This is a genomic window from Halomonas sp. IOP_6, from assembly GCF_021151565.1.
In the GTDB taxonomy this organism is placed as follows: Bacteria; Pseudomonadota; Gammaproteobacteria; order Pseudomonadales; family Halomonadaceae; genus Vreelandella; species Vreelandella alkaliphila.
This window is the reverse complement of record NZ_JAIRBO010000003.1, coordinates 350605-374023: the sequence shown is the minus strand read 5'-3', so window position 1 is coordinate 374023 and position 23419 is coordinate 350605. Positions and strand designations below refer to the sequence as shown.

The 23419-nt window shown below is 50.2% G+C and carries 23 protein-coding genes; 16 read left to right on the top strand and 7 right to left on the bottom strand.

All coding sequences use genetic code 11. From position 1 onward, the window contains the following. The first annotated feature begins 19 nt into the window (after positions 1-19). From doeB to K7H08_RS07855, 11 genes are all read left to right on the top strand, one after another. Positions 20-1051 carry a N(2)-acetyl-L-2,4-diaminobutanoate deacetylase DoeB gene (doeB, locus tag K7H08_RS07905; protein WP_038477767.1) on the top strand — a complete coding sequence of 344 codons (1032 nt, stop codon included), beginning with the start codon at positions 20-22 and terminating at the stop codon, positions 1049-1051. An 8-nt stretch (positions 1052-1059) separates the two neighbouring features. Continuing rightward, entirely contained in the window at positions 1060-1536 is a 477-nt protein-coding gene (locus tag K7H08_RS07900; protein WP_038477764.1) for an Lrp/AsnC family transcriptional regulator, read from the top strand. Between the two features lie 179 nt (positions 1537-1715). Further along, a complete protein-coding gene (locus tag K7H08_RS07895) occupies positions 1716-2585 on the top strand; it encodes a carbon-nitrogen hydrolase family protein (protein ID WP_231657637.1) in 870 nt (289 codons plus the stop codon). Positions 2586-2739: 154 nt separating this feature from the next. Then, on the top strand, positions 2740-4212 hold the full coding sequence (locus K7H08_RS07890; RefSeq protein WP_231657636.1) for a biotin carboxylase: 1473 nt from the start codon (positions 2740-2742) through the stop codon (positions 4210-4212). Between the two features lie 56 nt (positions 4213-4268). Further along, positions 4269-5252 carry a C45 family autoproteolytic acyltransferase/hydolase gene (locus tag K7H08_RS07885; protein ID WP_038486210.1) on the top strand — a complete coding sequence of 328 codons (984 nt, stop codon included), beginning with the start codon at positions 4269-4271 and terminating at the stop codon, positions 5250-5252. A gap of 63 nt (positions 5253-5315) precedes the next feature. Next, the gene (locus K7H08_RS07880) at positions 5316-8093 is read left to right on the top strand and encodes an aminotransferase class I/II-fold pyridoxal phosphate-dependent enzyme (RefSeq protein WP_095604020.1); all 2778 of its coding nucleotides are present in this window, start codon (positions 5316-5318) and stop codon (positions 8091-8093) included. Between the two features lie 248 nt (positions 8094-8341). After that, positions 8342-9838 carry an NAD-dependent succinate-semialdehyde dehydrogenase gene (locus K7H08_RS07875; RefSeq protein ID WP_038477754.1) on the top strand — a complete coding sequence of 499 codons (1497 nt, stop codon included), beginning with the start codon at positions 8342-8344 and terminating at the stop codon, positions 9836-9838. Positions 9839-9908: 70 nt separating this feature from the next. Then, entirely contained in the window at positions 9909-11342 is a 1434-nt protein-coding gene (locus K7H08_RS07870) for an aspartate aminotransferase family protein (RefSeq protein ID WP_089039660.1), read from the top strand. A gap of 131 nt (positions 11343-11473) precedes the next feature. Then, a complete protein-coding gene (locus tag K7H08_RS07865) occupies positions 11474-12151 on the top strand; it encodes a haloacid dehalogenase type II (protein WP_038477749.1) in 678 nt (225 codons plus the stop codon). A gap of 61 nt (positions 12152-12212) precedes the next feature. Next, entirely contained in the window at positions 12213-12560 is a 348-nt protein-coding gene (locus tag K7H08_RS07860; RefSeq protein ID WP_009721375.1) for a putative quinol monooxygenase, read from the top strand. 54 nt (positions 12561-12614) lie between these two features. Continuing rightward, positions 12615-13082 carry an S-ribosylhomocysteine lyase gene (locus tag K7H08_RS07855; RefSeq protein ID WP_120386426.1) on the top strand — a complete coding sequence of 156 codons (468 nt, stop codon included), beginning with the start codon at positions 12615-12617 and terminating at the stop codon, positions 13080-13082. 185 nt (positions 13083-13267) lie between these two features. Here K7H08_RS07855 and K7H08_RS07850 read toward each other — a convergent pair whose 3' ends face one another. Together K7H08_RS07850 and K7H08_RS07845 are read right to left on the bottom strand one after the other, a co-directional pair. After that, a complete protein-coding gene (locus K7H08_RS07850) occupies positions 13268-13975 on the bottom strand; it encodes an inorganic diphosphatase (RefSeq protein ID WP_120386427.1) in 708 nt (235 codons plus the stop codon). A 76-nt stretch (positions 13976-14051) separates the two neighbouring features. Next, entirely contained in the window at positions 14052-14711 is a 660-nt protein-coding gene (locus K7H08_RS07845) for a DUF1826 domain-containing protein (RefSeq protein ID WP_038477739.1), read from the bottom strand. A 104-nt stretch (positions 14712-14815) separates the two neighbouring features. On the opposite strand from K7H08_RS07845, the gene dksA reads away from it, so the two are divergent. From dksA to K7H08_RS07820, 5 genes are all read left to right on the top strand, one after another. Continuing rightward, positions 14816-15304, top strand: a complete 489-nt coding sequence (dksA, locus tag K7H08_RS07840; protein WP_231657635.1) for an RNA polymerase-binding protein DksA — start codon at positions 14816-14818, stop codon at positions 15302-15304. Next, positions 15304-16434: a CobW family GTP-binding protein gene (locus K7H08_RS07835; RefSeq protein ID WP_095604017.1), complete on the top strand. Its 1131-nt coding sequence runs from the start codon at positions 15304-15306 to the stop codon at positions 16432-16434. Before dksA ends, K7H08_RS07835 begins: the two co-directional genes overlap by 1 nt. Then, the gene (folE2, locus tag K7H08_RS07830) at positions 16434-17318 is read left to right on the top strand and encodes a GTP cyclohydrolase FolE2 (protein ID WP_231657634.1); all 885 of its coding nucleotides are present in this window, start codon (positions 16434-16436) and stop codon (positions 17316-17318) included. Before K7H08_RS07835 ends, folE2 begins: the two co-directional genes overlap by 1 nt. Positions 17319-17448: 130 nt before the next feature. Beyond that, positions 17449-18486 carry a CNNM domain-containing protein gene (locus tag K7H08_RS07825; RefSeq protein ID WP_231657633.1) on the top strand — a complete coding sequence of 346 codons (1038 nt, stop codon included), beginning with the start codon at positions 17449-17451 and terminating at the stop codon, positions 18484-18486. Between the two features lie 102 nt (positions 18487-18588). Continuing rightward, positions 18589-19239, top strand: coding sequence for a peroxiredoxin (locus K7H08_RS07820; protein ID WP_038477728.1), 651 nt, complete (start codon positions 18589-18591; stop codon positions 19237-19239). A 63-nt stretch (positions 19240-19302) separates the two neighbouring features. Here K7H08_RS07820 and K7H08_RS07815 read toward each other — a convergent pair whose 3' ends face one another. From K7H08_RS07815 to K7H08_RS07795, 5 genes are all read right to left on the bottom strand, one after another. Beyond that, entirely contained in the window at positions 19303-20571 is a 1269-nt protein-coding gene (locus tag K7H08_RS07815; protein ID WP_231657632.1) for a methyl-accepting chemotaxis protein, read from the bottom strand. A 123-nt stretch (positions 20572-20694) separates the two neighbouring features. Continuing rightward, a complete protein-coding gene (locus tag K7H08_RS07810; protein ID WP_231657631.1) occupies positions 20695-21378 on the bottom strand; it encodes a DUF3047 domain-containing protein in 684 nt (227 codons plus the stop codon). After that, positions 21365-21574, bottom strand: a complete 210-nt coding sequence (locus K7H08_RS07805) for a zf-HC2 domain-containing protein (RefSeq protein ID WP_269438840.1) — start codon at positions 21572-21574, stop codon at positions 21365-21367. Before K7H08_RS07805 ends, K7H08_RS07810 begins: the two co-directional genes overlap by 14 nt. Positions 21575-21592: 18 nt before the next feature. Next, complete coding sequence (locus K7H08_RS07800; RefSeq protein WP_231657630.1) at positions 21593-22162, bottom strand: sigma-70 family RNA polymerase sigma factor; 570 nt, start codon at positions 22160-22162, stop codon at positions 21593-21595. Positions 22163-22259: 97 nt separating this feature from the next. After that, entirely contained in the window at positions 22260-23273 is a 1014-nt protein-coding gene (locus tag K7H08_RS07795; RefSeq protein WP_125750946.1) for an isocitrate dehydrogenase, read from the bottom strand. Positions 23274-23419: the final 146 nt, after the last annotated feature.

Here is a 23419-nt window from a genome sequence, read left to right as displayed (position 1 = left end):
ACAATACAAGGGACATACAATGACGCTTCAACCGAACCAACTGCGGCCTAGCCCTATTTCCGCCACCGTTGATTTCGACGCCGATGGCGTACAGCACGGTTTTTTAAAACTGCCGATTTCCACCGATGAGTCTGCCTGGGGCGCGGTGATGATACCTATTACCGTGGTTAAAAATGGCGAAGGCCCCACAGCGTTATTAACGGGCGGGAATCATGGCGATGAATACGAAGGCATAACGTCGTTGTTGAAGCTTTCTTCCACGTTGAAAGCGGAAGAGGTGAGTGGGCGAGTAATTATCGTACCGTGTATGAACACGCCAGCAGTCATGGCCGGGAAACGCACGTCGCCGATGGATAAAGGCAACTTGAATCGTAGTTTTCCAGGGGACCCAAACGGCACCGTAACGTCGCAAATCGCTGATTATTTTACCCGTGTATTGGTTCCTATTAGCGATGTAGTACTCGATTTGCACTCTGGTGGCCGCACGCTGGATATTTTGCCGTTCGGCGCTTCTCACGTTTTAGACGATAAGTCTCAACAGCAGGCTGCGTTGGAAGGCGCTAAAGCGTTCGGCGCTCCCTACGCGATGGTGATGTTTGAGCTAGATGCAGAAAAGCTGTTCGATACTGCCTGTGAGCGCCAAGGTAAAGTATTTGTGGCCACTGAACTTGGCGGCGGCGGTACGTCCACGCCGCAAAGCATTGCTATTGCTGAGCGCGGTGTGCGCAATTTTTTGATCCATTACGGTTTGGTGCAAGGCAAAGTGGAAATGCCTGAGGGCGGGCAAATGTACCTCGATATGCCAGATGCCAGCTGCTACGTGCAAAGCCAGCACTCTGGGGTGTTAGAGCTGTTGGTGGCGTTGGGTGATAGCGTGAAAAAAGGCCAAACCATTGCTTATGTTTATGATATGACCCGCAGCGGTACCGCTCCTGTGGCTTACAAAGCGGAACGTGATGGCATCTTAATGGCTCGCCGTGCGCCATCGTTAATCAATATGGGGGACACCCTGGCGGTGATTGCCGATGTTGTTGAACGCCTGGAGGCGTGACAACCAGCATGATGAAATTGGACCGTTATGATTTAAAAATTCTCGATATTCTCTCTCGGGATGGACGAATCACTAAGTCGAAGCTGGCGGAAGCCATCAACCTCTCGGTGAGTCCCTGCTGGGAGCGAGTTAAACGCCTGGAAAAGGCGGGCGTTATCGAAGGATATACCGCGCGCATTAATGCTGATGTATTAGTGCCGCGCAACTCCGTATGGGTGCAGATCGAGCTTAAACAGCACAATGCTGAAAGCTTTACCCGCTTTGAAGCATTAGTCATGCAAACGCCCGATGTCACAGAGTGTGTGGCGGTAGGCGGTGGCGTGGACTATCTAGTGAAGTTTGAGGTGTTTTCCATCGACAGTTATCAACGTTTGATCGATAGTTGGTTGGTCTCGGACGTGGGAATAGAGCGTTACTTCACCTATATCGTGACCAAGTCCGTCAAACGGACTGAGCCAGGTATTGGATCGAACGACTTTTTGTAATGTCGGTCTGTGCAAATTGGATTTAATAAATTCCCTTTGTATTTGATCAACGATATTTCAGCGTTTCATTGGCTTAACATGAAAGTTAATGCCACTCACCACTAGCTTAGTGAAAGACATCCATAGAAGTTAATTTGCTAAGCGGAAACAGTCAGACCGCCTGACGCAGAGAGAAGCTAATGTCATATTTCACCATTGCCGGTGTTCAAATGCATGCCCTGCACCATGGCGACAATACCGAGGCTATGCGCCATCGGATCGATGCGCTAATGAATCGTTTTCCTCAGGTTCAAATGGTGCTGTTCAGCGAATTAATGCCGATGGGAGCTTCACCGCTCCACGCTCAAACGTTGCCCAGCGATACCGAAGCATTTTTTTGCCAACTGGCTGCGCAACATCGCATCTGGTTAATTCCGGGCTCAATGTTCGAGCAAGTAGGCGAGCATACCTACAATACCTTGGTAGTGATTAACCCACTGGGCCAAGTTGTAACGCGTTATCGCAAGATGTTCCCGTTCCGGCCTTACGAAGCCGGCGTCGAGGGCGGCAGTGAATTTGTGGTCTTCGATGTGCCAACGATAGGCCGCTTTGGCGTTTCTATCTGTTATGACATGTGGTTTCCCGAAACGACTCGTACTCTGGCTTCAATGGGGGCCGAAGTCATTCTCCACCCCACTATGACGGATACCATTGACCGAGATATTGAGCTGTCAATTGCCCGCACCAATGCGGCGATCAACCAGTGTTACTTCTTCGATATCAATGGCGCTGGCGCGTTGGGGAACGGCCGCTCTATCGTCGTTGGTCCCTCTGGCGATGTAATCCATCAAGCGGGTATTGGTGAAGAAGTCATACCCATCGAAATTGACCTCAACCGCGTCCGCCGCGAGCGCGAAACAGGGTTACGCGGTTTGGGCCAGCCACTGAAAAGTTTCCGTGATCGTGAAGTCGATTTTTCGCTATACCGTAGCGAAAACGGATCTTCTCCTTTCCTTGACACCTTAGGACCACTTGCTAAACCGGTACGTATCGACCAAGACATTTTTTAGGAGCCTATTTGGCTTGACCCATCATCACGAGAAGAACGGATTTCGCGCCAAGCTGGATGATCAATTTAGGCGAATATCGCGATATTTAGCGAAACTCCTAGGCAGCACTAGTTCAACACGGCCTTCAGTACGTGTCATACAAGGAGCGAAAACAATGAATAAAATAACGTCCATTGCAGATGTTCGTAGATATTTTTTAAACAATAAAGAGCCGGTTTACTTTATTTCTGCGACGAACTTCAATCTTCTGGGTATCGGTGATTGGGTAGGGAGCTTCCGTCATATTAACTATATTGACTGCTTTGAAGGCAAGCAGCGTAATGTCTTCGTGCCTAAACAAAAGTTTCCCCGCGACTTCGAGAGCATTGAAGACATTAATAACTATCTGCTTGAGCACAAAGAAGTCATTGATTTCATTCAATCACGAGCCAATGGCGAAAGCGCAGGGGTGGCATCGTTTTTAATGTTTGATGAGCACACCGAAGAAATTTGTGAGCAGTTGGGCCTGCGGGTTGCCTTCCCTCCCGCCGAACTGCGCAAGCGGATGGATAATAAAATTGAGACGGTGCGTATTGGCAATAAAGCGGGTGTGCCCAGCGTGCCCAACGTGTTGGCCAGGGTAGGCAGTTATCAGGAGCTTCTAGAGGTCAGCGAGTCGCTCGGTAACGATTTAGTGGTACAGACCGCGTTTGGCGATTCTGGCCATACCACCTTCTTTATTGCCAGTGAAGAAGACTATTATAAGCATGCTGAAGAGATCGAAGCCGAACCCGAGGTCAAGATCATGAAGCGCATCAACTGTCGCGGCTCGGCGATAGAAGCTTGTGCCACGCGTTGCGGTACGGTCGTAGGCCCGCTGATGACAGAGCTTGTAGGCTTCAAATCCTTGACTCCTTATAAGGGCGGTTGGTGTGGCAACGAAATGTTTGCCGGCGCCTTTAGTCAGGAAGTGCGTGATTTAGCGCGCGAGTACACCTTTAAGTTTGGTGAGGCACTACGCGAAGAGGGCTATCGAGGATATTTTGAACTCGATTTCCTGATTGATATGGATACCCATGAAGTGTATCTGGGTGAACTTAACCCCCGTGTGACCGGAGCAAGCTCTCTGACGAATGTGGCGGCTTTTGCTCATTCTGATATTCCACTGTTCCTGTTTCACCTGCTTGAATTTTCGGATGTCGATTTTGACCTGGACATCAATGATATCAACGAGCGTTGGGCGCATCCTGAAAGTGTCGACAGCTGGAGCCAGCTGGTTATCAAGCATACCGATGAAAGCGTTGACCTGTTAACGCAGGCGCCTACTACCGGCGTATGGCGCATGAATGCTCAGGGCGAAATTGCTTATGATCATTATAGCTATCACCCCCACGCGGCAGAGAACGAGCATGAAGCCTTTTTTCTGCGCATTAGTGGCGCAGGAGACTTCCGGTATGAGGGGGCCGACCTGGGTATTTTGATCACCCGGGGGCGGTTAATGGATGATGACTTCCAGCTGAATGAGCGTGCCAAGGCTTGGATAGACGGCATTCGTGGTCAGTACACCGGACAGGCGTTGCAAGATCCAGTGGTGGAGGAAGTTGCCGTCAGCCATGCTATCGGCGGTGGCAACTTCAAAATTCTTTAATCATGGACAGCAACTTTGCTGCAGGCCGAGCACCTGGTGTGGAGCTGGACAAAGCCTTGACGTTTCGCACCGTGCATGAAGAGGTGGCGGGGCCAAAATGGCAGTCGTTGTTCCATTACCACTGGCCTGCCTATGAACCCTGGTATCTGGCCGAAGGCGAGCGTGAGCGTCCCTCTTATCTTGAGTGTCATAACGCCTTACGCAAGCACATGCCCGAATTGCTGGCTACTTACCGTACGTTGTGCGAAGTAGCCGGTGGAGGAGATCTTTCGTCACGGCTACTGAGTTTGTATCGTCCGCCGCCGTATATTACCGGCTGCTCACAGGCGGTACTAGCAAGGCCGACATCAACTGTGCTGGCACGCAACTATGATTACCCGCCGGAGCTATGCGAGGGCTCCATTCTTTACACCCGCTGGAATCAGCGCCGTGTTATCGCCATGTCTGATTGCCTGTGGGGCGTGCTAGACGGGATGAACGATTCAGGGCTTGCTGTTTCTCTGGCCTTTGGTGGGCGCAAGGTGGTGGGGGATGGCTTCGGTGCTCCGATTATTCTTCGCTACATTCTCGAATTCTGCGATACCGTGCCCGAAGCTGCTGCGGTACTTGCGAGAGTGCCTACCCATATGGCCTACAACATTACCGTGGCAGATGCTTCGGGACGTTATGTCACGGCGATGATTGCACCAGATCGCCGCGCCAGCATTCGGCGGGTGGCGGTGGCTACTAATCATCAAAAGAAAATCGAATGGTATGCCCATGCGCTGGCTTCTGAAACCCTGATTCGCGAGCGCCAGCTCTCGATTCTGGTGGACGATGACGCCACCACTGAAGAGCGACTAATTTCGGCTTTTTCCGCTCCTCCTTTGTTTCGCCATGACTATCGGCGTGGCCTGGGCACAGTCTATACCGCGGTATATCGCACCAAGGAAAGGCTTACCCAGTTCCGTTGGCCCGGCAGAGTATTAGACTTGAACTTCGACGAGTTTCCAGAGGAGCAGATTACCGTGCGTTATGGCTCCCGCGGACTGTATGGCTGATTAGCACTATTGCTGAGGCAAGTGTCTTTTCCAGATAAATACCTAAAAAGGATGGGTGTCGTCATGCAAGAGAACAATTCAACCGAAACTTCCTACACCGCCCTGGGTTTTTATCACAAAATTTCCCAACTTCGTGCTGATACCTGGAATGAGCTTAAACGTGATTTGGGTATTTTGACGCGCCTTAAAGAAGAGGATCGCGCCAAAAACTTGATTAAAGCTATCGACATCAAGTTGACACGCTTAGAGATTATTGAGGACTACCACGCATTTCCATCCAAAGAGGATTTTCGCCACCTTTGGACGCTATTTAATCGCGGTGAATATGCGCTGTTGGATAAAGTCGTTAAGCGTTTGGTAAGGGCGTTGATCAGTGAGTCCTATCGTCGACGGCATGTAGATCTTTCTGAGACGGATGCGGGTGCTGAAGACATGGAAGCACTGGACGCCCTTAATCAACTTCGCCGCGGGCACCCGGCTTCCAATAGTTCGGCGCAACCTTACTTTGAACTGCTGATCGTAGATAATCTTTCTAACCAGGAAGAAGATGTGGTGCGTGAAGCATTTCATAACATGCGCCGACCTGAAGATCGCTTTGTTTACGATGTTGTAACGGTAAAAAGCTTTGAAGATGCGTTGATTGCCATATTGGTGAATCCTAATATACAAGCATGTCTGATTCGCTACGAGTTTCCGTATAAGTCCAAATATAACCTCAGTGCTTTGCGTAATTATCTGGAAGGTCTCTCTGAAAATGAGCTGGAGCACCATAGCGAAGCTGATCGCAGTATCCTGCTGAGTTCGATGATTCATGAGTTGCGCCCAGAAATTGATCAATTTCTGGTGACGAGCGGTGATGTTGAAGCCACGGCAAGCCGAGATATTAAGCACTTCAACCGTATCTTCTACCGCGAAACGGATTACATCGAGCAGCATCATACGATTCTACGCGCCATTGATAATCGCTATCGCACACCATTTTTTGATGCTCTGCGTGAATACAGTAGAAAGCCCACAGGGGTATTTCATGCCATGCCCATTTCCAGGGGCAAGTCGGTGACTCGGTCCCACTGGGCAGGGCACATGATCGACTTCTACGGCATTAATATTTTTCTGGCAGAAACATCAGCAACATCCGGGGGACTAGACTCTCTGTTGCAACCGTTTGGGCCAATCAAAAAGGCACAAGAGTATGCTGCCCGCGCCTTTGGAGCTCGTCGTAGCTTCTTTGTGACTAATGGTACGTCCACTGCCAATAAGATTGTGGTGCAGGCGCTAATTAAGCCGCGAGACATCGTGTTGATCGATCGTGACTGTCACAAGTCGCATCATTACGGCATGGTTTTAGCCGGTGCACATGTCAGTTATTTAGACTCCTATCCGCTTGATGATTATTCCATGTACGGTGCGGTGCCGCTGCATGAAATCAAGAAAACGCTGCTGTCCTACAAGCGTTCCGGACAATTGCACAAAGTTAAGATGTTGTTGCTGACCAACTGCACCTTCGATGGCATCGTCTATAACGTGCGCCGAGTGATGGAAGAGTGTTTGGCGATTAAACCAGATCTGGTTTTTCTTTGGGATGAAGCATGGTTTGCTTTCGCTGGTTTTAATCCGACGTATCGGCCACGTACGGCTATGAATGCTGCACGTACGTTGCGGGATCGTTACCGAAGCGAGAGTTATCGGGAAGAGTATGCGGCTTGGAAAGCCGAGTTCGATAAGCTTGACCCAGAAGATGACGCTACATGGCTTGACCAGCGACTGATGCCCGACCCAGATGAAGTACGTATTCGCACCTATGCTACTCACTCAACCCACAAAACGCTGACTTCATTACGCCAAGGCTCAATGATTCACGTGTGGGATCAAGATTTTCGTCAGAAAGTGGAGGCTTCTTTCCATGAAGCCTACATGACTCACACTTCTACTTCGCCCAACTATCAGATTGTGGCATCGCTGGACGTGGGAAGAATGCAGGCGGAAATGGAAGGTTTCGAACTGGTACATGCCCAGGTAGAGACGGCGCTTTCGCTCCGCGAACAGCTCTACACCCACCCATTACTGCAGAAATATTTCCGCGTATTGAAGAATAGCGACATGGTGCCTGAAGCCTACCGCGAGTCGGGTGTAGAGTCCTATTACGACCCGGTGACGGGTTGGAATAAGATGGAGGAAGCCTGGGCGCGAGACGAGTTTGTTGTTGACCCTTCCCGTGTCACGATTGCCATCGGCAATACTGGGGTTGATGGCGATACATTCAAAAATGAATACCTGATGAATAAGTACGGTATTCAAATTAACAAAACTTCCCGCAACACCGTACTGTTTATGACCAATATCGGCACGACACGGGGCTCTATTGCCTACCTGCTGGATGTGCTGATCAAGTTGGCGAAAGAGTTCGAATATCGCTTGGAAGACAGTAGTCGTCCTGAGCGCAAAATCATCGAAAATCAGGTGCATTCGCTGAATCATGATTTGCCGCCACTACCTGACTTCAGTCGTTTCCACGATGCCTTCCGGCCGAATCCCGATACGCCCCAGGGCGATATTCGTTGCGCTTACTTTCTAAGTTACGACGAAGAGAATACTGAGTACTTACGCTTCGATAATGGCAAGTTGCAGGCGCAGATGCGTGCCGGTCGCGATGTTGTATCGGCAAGTTTTGTCATCCCTTATCCGCCAGGATTTCCGGTATTAGTACCAGGGCAGGTTATCAGCGAAGAAATTTTAGCGTTTCTTCAGGCGCTGGATGTTACTGAGATCCATGGCTATCGGCCGGAGTTAGGGCTAGTGGTGTTTACCGAGGAAGCCTTGATTAACCCCGCAGCAGGTTAAATGCAGCAGATTAAATAGAGGCGCTGCCAAAAAAAAGCACTGTAAAGGTAGCTTTCACAAAAAAAGCGCCGGAATTATCCGGCGCTTTCAAAAACACTTCGTGCGGTATCTCCCTTACGCTAGACACACTGAAACAGCCCATCGAGATGTTGGGCTGTATAGCGATTTTTTAGCAACATTTTTCTGTGCAACGGTTTGTCGCCAGCGATTGGCTTCACCGTAACTGGCTGCAACCTGGGGAGGTGCCCATGACCACACTATCGACCACGCTCACTAAGCGCTTGGAAGATCCGCGTCTGTTCCGGCAGTACGCCTACGTAGACGGTAAATGGACCCACGGTGACGGCGGCCGCGAAGAAGCGGTGTATGACCCGGCGACCAATGAAGCCATTGGCCACATTCCCTTGCTGGAAGCGGAACAAATTACCGCTGCCGTGGATGCTGCTGAAACTGCCTTTGTACAGTGGCGTGCCCTACGCGCTGACGAGCGCTGCGAGCGCTTGCTGGCTTGGTACGATTTGATTCAAGCCAATCGTGAAGACCTAGCCACCATCATGACGTTGGAGCAGGGCAAGCCGCTGCCGGATGCCCGTGGCGAAGTAGAGTACGGTGCCAGTTTCGTACGTTGGTTCGCTGAAGAGGGTAAACGCACCTACGGTGAAACCATTCCAAGCCATATTCCTAATGCATCACTGGGCACCATTAAAGAGCCGGTAGGCATTGCGGCGATGATTACGCCGTGGAACTTCCCGCTGGCAATGATTACCCGCAAGGCCGCAGCGGCGTTGGCCGCTGGATGTCCGGTGATCATCAAGCCTGCCAATGAAACGCCGTTCTCTGCGCTGGCGCTGGCGGAGCTTGCCGAGCGAGCAGGGATTCCGGAAGGTATTTTTAACGTCGTGCTGGGTGATCCTGCAGAAGTCTCTAAAATTTTGTGCAGCGAGCCGCGTATCCGAGCGCTCTCTTTCACTGGCTCCACCCGTGTTGGCCGCTTGTTGATTGAACAGAGCGCAAATACGGTCAAACGGCTATCGCTGGAATTAGGTGGCAATGCGCCGTTTATCGTTGGTCCGGATATGGATCCCAAAGAGGCAGCCTATGCTGCAGTCTCGGCCAAGTTTCAAACGGCTGGGCAAGATTGCCTAGCCGCTAACCGCATTTTGGTTCACGAATCTATCCATGATGAGTTCGTTGAGCAATTTACCGAGCGTATGGCGGCACTTACCGTGGGTAACGGATTGCACGGTGAAGTTGACCTTGGCCCGCTGATTCATCGCCAGGCAGTCGAAAAAGCAGCATCGATTGTTGATGATGCGATTTCCAAAGGTGCCACTATGATTGCTGGTGACCAGAGCCAAGCACCGGGCGATAACTTCTTTATGCCAGTGCTGTTGACCAATGTAACACCGCAAATGAAAGTCTGGCGTGAAGAGAACTTTGCCCCGGTGGCCGGTATTACCGCTTATAGTACTGATGACGAAGTTATTGAAATGGCCAATGACACCGAATACGGCTTAGCGGCCTATATCTACACCCATGATATTCGCCGTATCTGGAAGCTAATGCGGGCGTTGGAGTACGGCATGGTTAGCGTCAACTCCGTGAAAATGACAGGCCCACCGGTACCTTTTGGTGGCGTGAAACAGTCCGGCCTTGGTCGTGAAGGCGGCGCTACCGGTATCGATGAGTATTTAGAAACGAAGTACTACTGCCTTGGGGCATTAGGTTCAGTATCGGGAAGTTGATATTTAATCGGTTTTATTAATTTAAGCATCCTCCCCACACGGTGGGGAGGGACTGTATAGAGAGAACGTTATGAGCTTGCATCAGGATCTGATCGAACGCGACCGTAAAGTCACTTTTCACGCCTCTACGCACCTGCGCGACTTCGCCCACGGCGATTTGCCAGGTCGTGTTATCACTGGCGGTAAAGGTATTAATATCGTAGATAAAGATGGCCGTGAGTTTATCGACGGCTTTGCGGGCCTTTACTGCGTCAATATCGGCTATGGGCGCACTGAAGTTGCTGAAGCGATCTATAAGCAAGCGCTAGAGCTTTCTTATTACCACACCTATGTAGGCCACTCGAACGAGCCGCAGATTGAGCTTTCTGAGCGTATTCTGAAAATCGCTGGCATGAACATGTCCAAGGTGTATTACGGCATGTCAGGCTCTGATGCGAATGAAACACAGCTCAAAATAGTACGTTACTACAACAACGTGCTGGGGCGTCCGCAGAAGAAAAAAGTGATCTCGCGTATGCGTGGTTACCACGGTTCCGGCATCGCCTCTGGTTCGCTAACCGGTCTTAAAGCGTTCCACGACCATTTTGACCTGCCAATTGACACCATTCGCCACACTGAAGCGCCGCACTACTATCTGCGCGCGGCAGAACAGCACGGTATGACAGAACTCGAGTTTTCTGCCTACTGTGCCGAGAAATTAGAGGCAATGATTCTGGAAGAAGGCCCCGACACCGTCGCAGCATTTATCGGTGAGCCGGTGCTGGGTACCGGTGGTATCGTACCGCCGCCAGAAGGCTATTGGGATGCGATTCAAGCAGTGCTGAACAAGTATGACGTGCTATTGATAGCCGACGAGGTCGTGTGTGGCTTTGGCCGTACCGGTTCGGACTTCGGTAGCCACCACTACAACATGAAGCCTGATTTGGTCACCATTGCTAAGGGGCTAACCAGCGCGTACCAGCCGCTTTCTGGCGTGATTGTTGGCGACAAAGTATGGAAAGTGCTTGAGCAGGGTACTGGTGAGTTTGGTCCCATCGGCCATGGCTGGACCTATTCAGGTCACGCACTAGGCTGTGCCGCTGGCCTTGCCAATTTGGATATTATCGAACGCGAAAACCTAGTGGGTAACTCTGCTGAAACTGGCGGCTACTTCCAGCAGCAGCTCAAGGCTACCTTTGAAGGTCACCCGTTGCTTGGCGACGTGCGCGGTGTTGGCCTAATGGCCGCTCTAGAGTTCTCGCCAGACGCCAAACAGCGCTTGCATTTCGACCCGGCGTTGAAAGTTGGCCCGCGTGTTGCTGCAGCGGCAATGGAAGAAAACCTGATCGCCCGTGCGATGCCACAAGGTGATATTCTGGGCTTTGCACCGCCACTGACTATTAACCGTGATGAAGTTGACGAAATGATTGGTCGCGCCAAACGCGCCATTGATCGCGTGACTGATGAACTGGTGCGTTCCGGTGATCTTAAAACCGGTGAGCAAGAAGCCGCCTTTACGATTTAATAGCGCTTAACGCTCCCCAAACGCCGCTGCCTATCGCAGCGGCGTTTTTGTTTTTGAAGAGGGCAGCTATGCTAAATGCATGAGATCATCTATCTCCCACCATTATCCGATCCATCAAGCTAGGAGTTATCATGCAACCGGTACTTGCTTTTGATGTATACGGCACGCTCATTGATACCCAAGGGGTAACGGTTGAGCTGGAGCGCCGCCTAAGTGACGCAGCCAAAGCTGGGGATTTTGCTAAGCGCTGGCGGGAAAAACAGCTGGAATACAGCTTTCGCCATGGTTTGATGGGGGCTTATGTGCCGTTTTCGGAGTGCATCCGGGAGGCATTAGTGTTCACTGATCGTGCGATGCAAACCGGTCTTTCTGATAACGATCATGACCACTTAATGGCGGTTTATGCGGAGTTACCTGCATTCCCAGATGTGGTGCCTGCCCTAGACCAACTACGTGATGCTGGAATTCGTTGCGTGGCGTTTTCTAACGGCACTCAAGAAGCTGTAATTAAGCTACTGGCCCGCGCAGGCGTGGAAAACCACATGGATGCGGTGGTAAGTGTTGATGACGTTAAGCGCTTCAAGCCTGATCCTGCAGTATACGCCTACTTACGCGAACGTTTAGAAGCACGCCCAGAACATACTTGGCTGATTTCCAGCAATCCTTTTGATGTGATTGGAGCAACGCATGCAGGTTTACATAGCGCCTGGGTGCGCCGCCACCCTGATGCGCCGTTCGACCCTTGGGGTGGAGAGCCGGATATGACAGTGCCAGATTTGGAAATGCTGGCCGAACGAATGAGCCGTTAGGTTGTTAACCCACACCGACAAGCCGCATAATGGTGCCAACTTAACCGCTTAGGATATGACCATGTCGGAAAAAATTTATTGTATCGCCAGCTTTAAGCCCAAAGCTGGAAAAGAAGAAGCGGTATTTAAAGCGCTGCAATCATTAGAACCAAACACCCATCGCGAAGATGCTTGTATTCACTACACTGTGACTCGGCAAATCGACAATCCTTTTGCCCAGGGCACCAGCTACCCGATCGTGTTTCATGAAATTTGGGCCAGCCGAGAAGAGTTTGAAGCCCACTGTCAGCGCAAAGAGATACAAGATTTTTTCGCTAAGCACGTCGAGTCACCCGACGGCGATATTGAAGATGCCAACGTGTGTGTTTATACCGACGAGCCGTGGAATTTCGACGCTCCCAAGGTGTGAAAAGCGGTAACGGTGTAGAATAAGTAAGCGTTGTACCTAGATGACGGAGCCAACATGACTGAAAAGAAAATGAACGTCGAAAGCTTTAACTTGGACCATACCAAGGTAAAAGCACCTTACGTGCGTTTGGCCGATATTAAAGAAGGCCAAAATGGCGACCGTATCCACAAATATGATTTGCGTATTTGCCAGCCCAACAAAGAGCACATGGAGATGCCCGCGCTGCACTCCCTGGAGCACTTGATGGCTGAAATGTCGCGTAATCACACCGATAAAGTGGTTGATATTAGTCCGATGGGTTGCCAAACCGGTTTTTACATCGCGATGATTAACCACGACGATTATGACGGCGTGCTAAGCATTATCGAGCAAACGCTCAACGATGTGCTGACTGCCACGGAAGTACCTGCCTGTAATGAGATGCAGTGCGGCTGGGCCGCTAGCCACAGCCTGGAAGGTGCCCAAAAGCTAGCCAAAGGCTTGCTGGCTAAGCGCAGTGAGTGGACCGACGTATTTGCTTAAACAGTAAATGTAAGCACGTAATATCAGCAATACGCCTCCTTTCTGGGGGCGTTTTAGTGTTAGGCCATTAACCATTGGAAAACGCCCAATAACGTTAAGCATGGGGAAGGTATGAACATCACTGCTCTATCAATCGAGCAGTGATGTTTAAGCGATTTAAAATACGACGGTTTGATTTAATCAGATTATTGCGTGGCTGAAAAATTCTCAGCAGCTGCTTCTAGTACGGCTAATGCAGACTCGGCGTCTTCAAACCCTAGACCTTCCATGCCACCATCAGGGCCTTTGTAATTTGCAAACCAGATATCAACAATCTGGCTAACACCAGGGAACTCACTATCAAGTTGCTGCATGCTTTCAATATGAGAAAATGGTGAATCTTGGGTAAGCACCGCCACCAGTTTGTCGTCTTGCTCACCGTCGTCTAACATTTTTAAAACGCCAATAACACGTACATCAACGACTTCACCGCGCGGTAATGCTTGGCCTAATACGATGACATCTAGTGGGTCACCGTCACCGCCTAGTTCTTTGGGCAGGGCGGTACCCGGTATGGCGCCATAATTGCCGGGATAACCCAGGTAATTTACAACGCGCGGCTCGCCATCTTTATACTCCCAATAAACCGCGTTCGGGTCTTCTTTGCTAACTTCCCATTTGGCAGATGTGCCAGTTGGTATTTCGATAATGGCGTTGGCATAACCATTGCTATTAATGGCATCCATCGCCATTAAATCGACATCACCGACAATGGTGAAATCATCTTTTAGGGTCATGTCTGAGGTATAGGGCGTTGTTTCAGAAAAGGCTAGATTGCCTAATGACTCCGCATGCGCCGTAGAGGTTAACATCGAGATGCTTATCACACCTGCAAGCAGTAGTTTGTTATGCATGACCATTCCTGTAAGCGATTTAATTCGGTAAACCCTATCAGGTGGGAGTGACGAATTAGTGACAGGGGTAAGTCGGTCAAGCGGGGTCTATCGTTAGCAATAGCCGCTTTTGACCTGCCTCCAAAGAGGGGCTGCGGTGCACTAAGCCATGCTCTTCACAGCCCACCCAACCGCTGCCTTTTAGCAACGCGATGTCACCAGCCAGCAAACGCTGAATGGCAGTTGGGTCGTTGATAATCTCGGGGCGATCAGGCGTTGGCGCACCTAGCCCTGCGCGGTTAATCGCATTTTCAGGCAACCACTCGCTGCCTGGGCCGACATAGGTGGTCACTAAACGTACCGGCAAGTTGTCGCAGTGAAAACGTGGGCACATCGCCGCTGTTAATAAGCGTAGACGAATGCCAACAGTGTCGGTATCAAACAGGAATGCGATGGCTTCAGCAATGGTTGCGATATCGTCAACCAACGCATCTCCTGCTGAGGGCTCTGGGAGCTTTCGACGCAAGTCATTTTTAAAGTCATCTGTAGGACTGCCAAGCCATGCATACTGCCAGTCTCGCGATGTTTGGCTCTGTGCGTTTGCGCTAAGCGCCACATCGGCGGGCAGAGCGCGTTGCAGAATAGCGATGTTAATCTGCTCTTCAAATATACGCGGAAGCACGCTGATGTCGGTATCCAGTGCGGCGTGTTGTGGTAGCGGCCAGGATGCTGCTTGATGAGAGTGTGGGGTGGGCATGTAGGTCTCCTGTTACGTTTAGCAGTGCACTAGCATTGAGAAAGGTTAGGTCGCAGAGCTTTATTTGTTATGTTATAACGTTTTTATCAATAGGAGGCTATACATTGCAACCCGATATCACTCAGTCAGTAACTGCCAGAGCAGACAGTGGCGCTGAATTCCTAGATGCAAAAAAAGCTGAGGAGGCTTTGCTGTTGGCCTCATCAGCAGACGAGTACATGATGAATGCCGTACAGCTTGCGTTTTTCCGTCAGCGGCTTTTGAACGAACGTGCGGAGCTTGAGGCGCATTTAAACGAGGTGAAAACGGCTATCGCCTCCCATGAGAGAGATAGCGACGAGGCTGATCAGGCCTCGTTTGAGGAGGAGCTGCGGTTGTCACTTCGCCAAGCAGATCGTGAAAGTCGGTTGATCACTAATATTGATGCAGCATTACAGCGTATCGAAAATGGTGAGTACGGCTTCTGTGAAGAAACTGGTGAGCCCATTGGTCTCCCACGGCTACTTTTTCGTCCCACGGCAAAGCTTTGCATTGAGGCAAAGGAGCGCCAGGAGCGTAAAGAGCACCATTTCCGCAAGGCACGGGGGGAGTGATGCAGTTCTCCACGCTGACACCGGTTAACGTACTGACCGGTTTTTTAGGGAGCGGTAAGACAACGTTACTCAATCGTTGGGTACGCCAAGCGTCAATGCAAAACACGCTGATCGTAATTAATGAGTTTGGTGATATTGGGCTAGATCATCAGTTGATTACCCAGAGTGATGAGCAAGCGGTGGTGGAGATGAGCAGCGGCTGTTTGTGCTGCACATTGAGGGGGGACTTAAGTCGTACGCTAAAGCAGGCTATTGATTCGCTGTTGGCAGAGGGAAAACCAGCACCTTCCCGTGTTGTGATTGAAACCACAGGACTGGCCGATCCCGCCCCTATTTTACAGCTGTTAATGACCGATCATTGGCTTGCCCACCGTTTCCAGTTGGATAGCGTGGTGTGCTGTGTTGATGCCGCGAACGGTGAGGCAACGTTGCAGGCGCATCGTGAGTCACAGCGCCAGATAGCGATAGCAGACCGGTTACTCATCACCAAAACTGACCTGGTCGACGAAGTCCGCCTAACACCACTGGCTAACCAACTGGCGTCCATCAATCCGGCAGCAGAGCAGTGGCAGGTAGTGAACGGTAACCTTTCGCCTGAGTTGTTGGTAGGTGCAGGGCTTTTTCGTCAGGATTCTCAACGATACCAGGTAGAGCAATGGCTGAAGTCAGCACGTTACAGCGTTATCCACGCTGAAGATGTTAAGCACGAGGGGGAGCAGCAGGGCGACAGTAACGCTGCTTTTGTGCAGCCCACTAGCCAGCCAACGTTGACTCGTCATGGGGAGAATATCAATGCGTTTTGTTTTTGCGTTGAGGGATTAATTACTCCAGAGGCTTTGGAAAACTGGCTGGATCTATTGATGTCGTTGATGGGCGAGAAAATGCTACGCATTAAAGCGATTGTGCACCTTACCGATCGCGATGAACCGCTCGCACTGCACGGCGTCCAGCACATTTTCCACCCGCCGACGCCTCTGCCGATGCAGTGTGTTAATGACCGCATTTCTCGGTTTGTCTTCATTACTCAAAATGTCGCGCCTGCCACTGTGGCGCAGCTTTATCGTTATTTCACACCCTTTAACTCATCAGCTGACTCATCAGCTAACTCATCAACGAACGAGGCAATTTAATGACGGCTTTTACTTTACCCGATATTGCCCAACAACCTGCCCGTTTACCGGGCACGCTTTCCTGGGTTGGGATGGAAGGCATTGCGTTGCCGGTACAGCTGGCGGGGTACCAAGTGAATGCCAATGTGTCAGCTGGTGTTAGCCTTGAGGAGGCCGGTGCTCGTGGTATCCACATGTCACGGCTGTATACCGCATTGGATGCATTAGAGCACCAGCCGCTAACGCTCACATTAATTCATCGTGTTCTTGCGGCTTTTTTAGAGAGTCACCAAGCATTATCAGAAAATGCTTACCTAACGTTCAGTGGGGAGGTATTACTTAAACGTGACGCGCTGATCAGCCCTTTGTCAGGTTGGAAAGGCTATCCGTTTACACTGCACAGCCAGCTCACACCGTCAGGTTTTAAGGTAGAGCTAGACGTATCCGTTGGTTACTCCTCAACTTGCCCTTGCTCAGCGGCATTAGCAAGACAGCTAATCCAGCAAGCGTTTGTGGAAGATTTTGAAGAGATCCCCTTAACCAAGCAGGCTGTACTTGCGTGGCTAGGCAGCGAGGAAGGGGTACTCGCCACTCCACATAGTCAGCGCAGTGTTGCCCACTGTTCCATACGGCTGGCAGGAAACGATGTTATTCCGCTTGCCGACCTTATTGAGCGTATTGAGAACGCCCTGGGGACAGCGTTACAGACAGCTGTTAAACGTATTGATGAGCAGGCATTTGCGCTCGCCAATGGTCAGAATCTGATGTTCTGCGAAGATGCAGCCAAACGTCTAGATCGAGCGCTTAGAAGGATGGCTGATATTTCAGGCTTCCAGCTAAGGGTAGTTCACGCAGAAAGTTTACATGCCCACGATGCAGTGGCGAGAAGTGAATGGCAGTGGTGAGAAATGTTCATGAGAAATGTTCATGAGAAATGATGTTAGCTGGCTGTAAGAAAATAAAGATGTGTTTACGCATTGACACCAAGCAGTCGTGACCTTATATACGATGCATCATCCATCACTATGAGCTCCCATGTTCCTTCTTATCACGATTGCTACCCTTTCAATCGCGTTCTCTTTTCTGTGCTCTATCCTTGAAGCAGCGTTGCTGTCTATTACGCCAAGCTATATCGCCAAGCAAAAAGAAGATAATCCCAAGCTTCATGCGGCGCTGACGAAGCTAAAAACCAATATTGATCGGCCGTTGGCCGCGATCTTAACGCTTAACACCATTGCGCATACTGTCGGTGCAACGGCAGTGGGGGCGCAGGCCGCGGTCGTGTTTGGCGAAGCCTCTATTGCCATTGTGTCGGCCGTCATGACCATGCTGATTTTAATTCTTTCTGAAATCATTCCCAAAACGATTGGTGCTACCTATTGGCGAGGTCTATCACCGGTGTTGCCACGGTTACTGAACCCAATGATCATTGGGTTGCTGCCGTTTATCTGGATGTCCGAACAGATTACGCGCCGTTTAGGGAAGTCAGAGCATGATGTTGACCTGCGCGATGAAATTAAAGTGTTGGCGCGGGTAGGTTTAGAAGAGAAAGTGTTGGATGCGGATGAGTCACGCACCATTATTAACATGTTGAATTTGCATGAAATTGCGGTTAATAAAGCGATGACGCCCCGTACTGTCTGTGAAACGGTATTGCCTAACATGACGGTTAAGGAGTTTGACGAGCAGTATGGCAAAATGCCATTCACCCGTTTTCCTGTGATGGATAACGGTGAGCAGGCATTTGGTTATGTGCACAAGGCCGATATGTATCACGCCGATGATGCCAAAACTATGCGCGAGCTGATGCATCCGATTGGCAGTGTCGACGTATCGAACAATGTCGAGCAGGTGTTTACATCAATGTTAAAGGATCATCTGCACATGCGGGTGGTTTATGATGAACACGGCACCTTTGTGGGCCTTATCACCCTAGAAGACATCATTGAGACGATATTAGGTCAAGATATTGTCGATGAAACCGACAGTGTGGCGAACTTGCGCCACTATGCAAAACAGCGCTGGGTAAAGCGCATCAAGCGGGAAGAGAAAGACACCACGTCGCTGGATTGAGCATAGCAAATGTTTCACTGCTATAGCGCTAAACGTTCTATAGTGAAGGTGTTGAAAGTCATATAAGGTATTAAGGTCACTTGACCCTAATGAGGAGGAACGATGTCATTACGTATCAATGCGGTAGTGCCTGATTTCGAAGCAGAAACTAGCCAAGGCCCGATTCATTTTCACGACTGGATCGGCGATAGCTGGGCGATCCTCTTTTCTCATCCTAAAGATTTCACCCCGGTCTGCACCACAGAATTCGGCGCAGTGGCAACGCTGAGCCCCGAATGGGAAAAGCGCGGCACCAAAGTCATTGGCGTCTCTGTGGATGGCGTTGAAGACCACAAACGCTGGGCAAGCGATATCGAGAAAGTTTGCGGCAATACGGTTGGCTTCCCCATTATTGCCGATGAAGGCCTAAAGGTTTCCAAGCTGTTCGATATGCTGCCAGAAGATGCTTATCTGCCAGATGGCCGCACCCCTGCCGATAGCGCAACGGTACGCTCGGTGTTCATTATCGGGCCGGATAAGCAGTTGAAACTATCGATGACCTACCCGATGACGGTAGGCCGTAATTTCGCAGAAATTCTGCGTGCGCTGGATGCACTGCAAGCTACGGCAAAACATGGTGTTGCAACGCCTGCTGACTGGACAGTTGGTCAGGACGTTATTATTCCGCCGAGCGTTTCTGATGAAGATGCCAAGCAGAAGTTCGGTGAATTTGACGCTGTTCTGCCGTACCTGCGTAAAACGAAATTGCGCTAATAAGTTAACGCTACCTTGTTTTGAGACTAAAAAAACTCGCCATGAACATGGCGAGTTTTCTTCTTAAGAAGGTGCTAAAGAGAGTCGTTCGATAGAGTGAGAAACATTCTGCGCGCCTTGCAAAATTTCGCTCACAATTGACTCTATTTCTTTAACACTCGTTTGACTGCTTTCACCTTGCTTGACCACTTGCTGCATTGCCTGAGTGGTGCGGGCGACAAGTGCATTATTTTCTTTTAGAACTCGAGTGATTTCGCTCACCGCTTCACTTGATCCTTTGGCTAATTGGCGTACTTCATTTGCTACTACAGCAAATCCACGGCCCTGTTCACCTGCTCTTGCGGCTTCCACCGCGGCATTTAATGAAAGCAAGTTTGTTTGGCTGGCAATTTGCGCGATTGATGCAGTAATTTTGTTAATCTGTTCCGCTTGTTGGTTTAGTGCAGTGATTAGTTGCTGTGCTTCGTTGAGCGTATGGGCGGCATGTTGTGAGTCGGAAAGCACCGTTTGCAAGTGGGTTAACCCATTTTGAGCAATTCGCTCGGTCTGGCTAGACGATGCTTGAGCGCTGCTTACTGTGGCTTTAGCCGCTTCAGTTGCCAGCATTGCTTGAGTGATATCGGTAGCAAACTTAACGACCTTTACCACCTTACCCTCGTCATCAAAAATAGGGTTATAAGTAGCTTCCAGCCAAACGGCGCCTCCTTTGGCATTTCGGCGTAAGAACTTACCCTGCTTATATTCCCCTTGACTTAAGCGTTGCCAGAAATCTGAGTGTTCTCGGTAAAAATCATTATCGCAGAACAGTCGATGATGTTCGCCACGAAGTTTGTGCAGAGGATACCCCATTACTTGTTCAAAATTAGTATTGGCATCCAGAATAAAGCCGTCAGTTGTGAATTCAATGACTGCCATTGAGCTATTTAGGGCTTGAAGAATGAAACGTTCGCTAGCGGCGTTTTGGTGCTCTTTGGTCACGTCAGTGGCTACTTTTAAAATCTGTACAACGTTGCCACGACGGTTCTTGATCGGTAAATAGGTAGCCTCAAGCCATACCTCTTCGCCAAGTGCATTCATGCGCCGAAAACGCCCCTGCTGGCTTACACCTGCTGCAAGTGATTTCCAAAAATCGTCATATTGACGGTTAGACGTTTCTTCAGGAAAACAAAAAATACGGTGATGCTGCCCCTTAATGTCAGCTAATAAGTACCCCATAGAGGCTAAAAATGGCTCACTAGCCTCTTGGATAATGCCTTCCGATGAAAAATAGATACACGCAGTATGTTGGGTTAGGGCGCTACGTAAGGCGTCAGAAGCGAAATATGCGAGCATTGGTAGTCCCTTAAATCTAGTCTGTTGTCACCGAGAATAGGGTGATAGTAGATCAGATCTTAATAAAAGGCACTCTGTTTGTAATGGTTTTGTATAAATAAATAGTATGCTAGCCTTGTTTGACTATTGGGGACATGTAGGTGGAGTACTAAGGCTAGAAAAGCCTAGTTGGGTAAACCACGCAGTGGCGTTGCCGCCTGTATTATCACCATCACTCATTAAGGCGATACCGTTGACTTGGCTAGGAGCGCTGCCAAAAAGAGCTTGGTAGTCAGCACGGACATCGCGTACTTCTGCCACCCACTCCCCAACCGCGCTATTGCCACTTTGCAGCGCCATCAGTTGTGCTCGGTCAGTAAAGGCATTTGGCCACGACGCACCCTGAGGTTGGGTAGAGGACCAGACATAGTTAACCGATTCGACCTGCCAGGGAAGAATCCCCGTCTTACGCGCCACATAAACCCGTGCTGGATAGTCATCGCCCGCTTTCGTTGTTTCATCAACGCCCGGATAGATTGAGTCTACTTGCCAGCACCAGTGAAGGTAGGGCGTTGCATTTAAATCAATATCGCGTTCCAGGTAGCGTGCAGAGGCCTGGCCCTGAGCATTGGCTTCAAGCACTCGTTGACCTGATTTCTCAACAATGGAATAGCGTGTTTCGCCTTCGAAGCTACGGGTAGGCCAGGTCATGATTTGATTGGGGGTAAAACGTATCTCTTGCCCGCTAGCGGTTGTGAGCAATAACGGGCTAAAAAACAGGCTCGCTAGTACTGTTGCTTTGATGGGGAAAGTGCTAGCGAGGCTCATAATGACCACCGCTGTCTGTTGAGCTTTTGGGGGCAGCAGGGTGGTGCTCACCAATTTTGTGAAGCAGGTCAAATTGTCGGCTACAGGCGCGGCAGGCGCTGCACATAGAGAGATGTATGCGTAGTGCAGTACGTTCGCGAAAAGTGAGTGCTCTATCTTGCTTAAGTGACATCAAACGTGTTGCTTCACGGCACATTAGCATCTTTATTGGCTCCTACTGAGTCCAGCCGTTATCCAAGCACGCTCTTAACCTTAACCGTGCTCGGTGTAAGATAACCCAGCAGTTAGTTTCTGTTATGTCGAGTTCCTTACAAATATCCTGTGTCGATAATCCCATCAGCTCTCGTAAGGTAAATACGCGCGCGATACTGTCGGGTAGCGCTATTAAACAGGCATCGAACACTTGCCAGAAGCGCTGGTTCTCTAAAATATGCTCAGGTTCTCCCCAGTCGTGCGGGCGGGCGCTGGGCTGCCAATGCCCATTTGATTTGAATAGCCGGTCTAACGTGTCCTCGTCGATTGAGTCATTTAGCGGCTGCCAGCGCCCCTGTTTTTTCTGCTGGCGCAGATGGTCAAGTATCTTAAATTTCAAGATGCCAAATACCCAGGTTTCAAATTCTGAGCGCCCTTCAAATGAACTGGTTTTTTCAAACGCGGTGAGCAACGTTTCCTGAACGGCATCTTCAGCGGTAGCATTCTCCCTAAGCTGCAAGCGTGCAAATGCAAGCAGGCGAGGGCGGATATGACTGAAGTGTTCGGCAGCTTGCTGTGAGGAGATAGGCAATGTGAGCTTCCCTAAGCTAAGAAATGTCAGGCTTAAAGCTCAAGGATCCCATCACCGCGTAAGATGCGGTGCGGTGACGGGAGAAGCACCTAAACAGTTAAGCGGTTAAGTGCTCTACGAGCGCTTGGGCAAATGTATCGGTTGTGCCGGTGCCGCCCATGTCGGGTGTCACCATATCGCGGCGTGTCTCCAACACCGCGCGAATTCCGTGACGAATCGCGTCGCCTTTTTCGTTCATGCCTAAGTGATCAAGCATTTGGGCGGCTGCTAACAGCAGGGCGCAAGGGTTGGCGATTTTTTGTCCGGCAATATCCGGTGCAGAACCGTGAACCGCTTCAAAAATAGCAGCCTTTTCACCGATGTTAGCACCGGGTGCCAAGCCTAACCCGCCAACTAGTCCAGCACATAGGTCAGAAAGAATATCGCCAAACAGGTTGGTGGTGACAACGACATCGAACTGGTGCGGATTCATCACTAGCTGCATGCAGGCGTTATCTACAATCATTTCCTGGAATTCGATCTCGGGATACTCTTTGGCGACTTCCCGAGCGACATCCAAAAACAGGCCAGAGCTGGTTTTAATGATGTTAGCTTTATGTACAGCGGTGACTTTCTTACGGCCGTTATTTTTGGCTAGCTCAAACGCATAGCGCACAATGCGTTCGGAACCCTGGCGGGTTACCTTGATGACTGAGATGCCGGTATTGCCATCGTCAATCATCTCTTGGCCATCAGAGAGGTAGGCACCTTCGGTGTTTTCCCGCACGGTAATCATATCGATATCGTTGTAACGCGAACGCGTACCTGGGAAGCTAATCGCCGGGCGTACGTTGGCGTATAAGTCAAAATGACGACGCAGCTGCACGTTGATGGAGGAGAAACCTTTGCCAATAGGGGTGGTCAGCGGGCCTTTCAGGGCAATACCGTACTTCTCGATGGCATCAAGCGATTCTTGAGGAATCAGCGTGCCGTGTTTTTCAAGCGCCGCCAGGCCAGCATCGATAAACTCATAATTCAGACCGCACTCCAGCGCATCAAGCACGCGCAGGGTGGCATCCATAATTTCTGGGCCGATACCGTCGCCTTTAATCACCGCAATTGACTGACTCATCATCTACTTCTCCTCTTTGGCGGGCATATTCGGCACGTGGCTATGTGTGCCGCTTCAACATAAAACGTTGGCAATTGTCATCGTTTCTGGTGGCGCAATGGTACGCCACAATCAGTCGCGAGGTCACCCTGCCTAAGTAGAGGTGG

What these genes read in the sequence shown, in the direction of transcription:
- K7H08_RS07815 (WP_231657632.1), bottom strand. Translation starts at nt 20,571, where the DNA reads ATGCTCGCATATTTCGCTTCTGACGCCTTACGTAGCGCCCTAACCCAA.
- folE2 (WP_231657634.1), top strand. Translation starts at nt 16,434, where the DNA reads ATGACGGCTTTTACTTTACCCGATATTGCCCAACAACCTGCCCGTTTA.
- K7H08_RS07880 (WP_095604020.1), top strand. Translation starts at nt 5,316, where the DNA reads ATGCAAGAGAACAATTCAACCGAAACTTCCTACACCGCCCTGGGTTTT.
- K7H08_RS07860 (WP_009721375.1), top strand. Translation starts at nt 12,213, where the DNA reads ATGTCGGAAAAAATTTATTGTATCGCCAGCTTTAAGCCCAAAGCTGGA.
- K7H08_RS07895 (WP_231657637.1), top strand. Translation starts at nt 1,716, where the DNA reads ATGTCATATTTCACCATTGCCGGTGTTCAAATGCATGCCCTGCACCAT.
- K7H08_RS07890 (WP_231657636.1), top strand. Translation starts at nt 2,740, where the DNA reads ATGAATAAAATAACGTCCATTGCAGATGTTCGTAGATATTTTTTAAAC.
- K7H08_RS07820 (WP_038477728.1), top strand. Translation starts at nt 18,589, where the DNA reads ATGTCATTACGTATCAATGCGGTAGTGCCTGATTTCGAAGCAGAAACT.
- K7H08_RS07845 (WP_038477739.1), bottom strand. Translation starts at nt 14,711, where the DNA reads ATGCCCACCCCACACTCTCATCAAGCAGCATCCTGGCCGCTACCACAA.
- K7H08_RS07865 (WP_038477749.1), top strand. Translation starts at nt 11,474, where the DNA reads ATGCAACCGGTACTTGCTTTTGATGTATACGGCACGCTCATTGATACC.
- K7H08_RS07870 (WP_089039660.1), top strand. Translation starts at nt 9,909, where the DNA reads ATGAGCTTGCATCAGGATCTGATCGAACGCGACCGTAAAGTCACTTTT.
- K7H08_RS07855 (WP_120386426.1), top strand. Translation starts at nt 12,615, where the DNA reads ATGACTGAAAAGAAAATGAACGTCGAAAGCTTTAACTTGGACCATACC.
- K7H08_RS07810 (WP_231657631.1), bottom strand. Translation starts at nt 21,378, where the DNA reads ATGAGCCTCGCTAGCACTTTCCCCATCAAAGCAACAGTACTAGCGAGC.
- K7H08_RS07850 (WP_120386427.1), bottom strand. Translation starts at nt 13,975, where the DNA reads ATGCATAACAAACTACTGCTTGCAGGTGTGATAAGCATCTCGATGTTA.
- K7H08_RS07835 (WP_095604017.1), top strand. Translation starts at nt 15,304, where the DNA reads ATGCAGTTCTCCACGCTGACACCGGTTAACGTACTGACCGGTTTTTTA.
- K7H08_RS07825 (WP_231657633.1), top strand. Translation starts at nt 17,449, where the DNA reads ATGTTCCTTCTTATCACGATTGCTACCCTTTCAATCGCGTTCTCTTTT.
- doeB (WP_038477767.1), top strand. Translation starts at nt 20, where the DNA reads ATGACGCTTCAACCGAACCAACTGCGGCCTAGCCCTATTTCCGCCACC.
- K7H08_RS07795 (WP_125750946.1), bottom strand. Translation starts at nt 23,273, where the DNA reads ATGAGTCAGTCAATTGCGGTGATTAAAGGCGACGGTATCGGCCCAGAA.
- K7H08_RS07875 (WP_038477754.1), top strand. Translation starts at nt 8,342, where the DNA reads ATGACCACACTATCGACCACGCTCACTAAGCGCTTGGAAGATCCGCGT.
- K7H08_RS07805 (WP_269438840.1), bottom strand. Translation starts at nt 21,574, where the DNA reads ATGTGCCGTGAAGCAACACGTTTGATGTCACTTAAGCAAGATAGAGCA.
- K7H08_RS07900 (WP_038477764.1), top strand. Translation starts at nt 1,060, where the DNA reads ATGATGAAATTGGACCGTTATGATTTAAAAATTCTCGATATTCTCTCT.